Origin of the sequence: Mesorhizobium sp. Cs1299R1N1 (assembly GCF_037179655.1) — a bacterium.
Lineage (GTDB): Bacteria > Pseudomonadota > Alphaproteobacteria > Rhizobiales > Rhizobiaceae > Mesorhizobium > Mesorhizobium salmacidum.
In genome coordinates this window covers 1-1,469 of record NZ_JAPYKR010000080.1, presented here as the reverse complement: position 1 = coordinate 1,469, position 1,469 = coordinate 1, and the positions used below count along the sequence as shown (strand labels likewise).

Here is a 1,469-nt window from a genome sequence, read left to right as displayed (position 1 = left end):
CCCGCGCTGTTGACCAACACGTCGACCTTGCCGAACATCTCCACGGCCTTGTCGATGACCTGATCCGCGAACGCCCGCTCGGTCACGTCGCCAAGGAGCAGCTCAGCCGGGCAATCCATGCGCCGGAGTGCCTCCACGACCCGCTGCCCGCGCGCGGCATCGCGTCCTACCAGAACCAGCGACGCCTTGGTTGCGGCAAAAGCCTGCGCCACCGCCTCCCCGATGCCAGATGTTGCGCCGGTGACAACGACAACTCGATTTGACTCACTCATTCGATGGGTGCCCGCCTTTGAGGACTAAAGAAAGATTTCGCCGGTTTCCCGCTCGTTCTGCTTGCTTATCGACAGTGACGGTTCATTCGCAAGCGACTAAAAATCATGTGGCCAACAAGCAAAAGTCATGGCCCCGGTCTGGCATGCCCGCCAGCGGTAAGGCTCGTTATGCCAACGACTCTCCGAGGACGGTTGCACGCACCCCGATCGGCTCTTTCGGCCATGACTTCTGATTATGCGTGACACCAGTTATTCTCATTTGAAGTCGGAATTGAAGCTGCCTAACGTTTTGTCCCGCAACACAGGCGCCGCGTAGTCAACGCCGCCTATCAAAAACAATGGGAGAACATGGAATGAAATCGCTTCTCAAGGCACTCTTGCTCTGCTCGGTCTTCATCTCGCCTACAGCCTTCGCGGGGGAGCAGGTCATTCCGGCGTGGTCGGGCGTCAGCGAAGAATTGATGCAGACATACATTGTCGACGAGGGGCTCCGCCAACTCGGTTACGACGTTGCTGAGCCGGTCCAGCTTAACATTGAAGTCGCTTACGTTGCCCTGGGCAAAGGTGATGCTACCATTTACGCGGCGTACGCCAAGCCCATCCATGACCATTTTGTGAAGGAAAACGGCGGGTCTGACGTCATCACGACCTTTGCAACCCTTACCCCACACAACCTCCAAGGTTATCTGATTGACAAGAAGGCTGCCGAGTCCACGGGCATCAAATACCTTGAGGATCTCAAGGATCCAGAGAAGGCCAAACTCTTCGACATCGACGGAGACGGCAAGGCTGATATCTATGGGTGCGACCCGGGTTGGGGATGCGAGCGGATCATCGAGCATCACCTAGACGCCTATGGCCTCCGCGGCACGGTTGACGAAAAGCAGGGCGGCTACTTTGCAATCATTCCGGACGCCGTACAGCGGATCAAGGAGGGCAAACCCACGATCTATTACACGTGGACGCCGTTCTGGCTCTCAAGCATTCTCGTTCCCGGCCGGGATGTCGTCTGGCTGAACGTCAAGAAGACCGACCTTCCTGACGGCCAGAATGCAAGCACCGAAATCCCGGGTGTCGGAAACGTTGGCTTTCCCATGATTGACCTCGGGATTGCCGCGTCGACGAAATTCGTGAATGAAAATCCTTCTGCCAAGAAGTTCTTCGAGCTCGCTTCGATTCCCCTCGACGACCTGAATG

The 1,469-nt window shown here is 56.8% G+C and carries 2 protein-coding genes; one reads left to right on the top strand and one right to left on the bottom strand.

The window, feature by feature from the left end; translation table 11 throughout:
- Window positions 1-212, bottom strand: a 212-nt coding sequence (locus O7A70_RS33750; RefSeq protein ID WP_337144195.1) for an SDR family NAD(P)-dependent oxidoreductase, incomplete at its 3' end; no start/stop codon positions are given.
- Window positions 213-625: 413 nt separating this feature from the next.
- Between O7A70_RS33750 and proX the strand changes: the two genes are divergently transcribed.
- Window positions 626-1,469 (top strand): glycine betaine/L-proline ABC transporter substrate-binding protein ProX (gene proX / locus O7A70_RS33745; protein ID WP_337144194.1); only part of this gene is annotated, 844 nt, incomplete at its 3' end.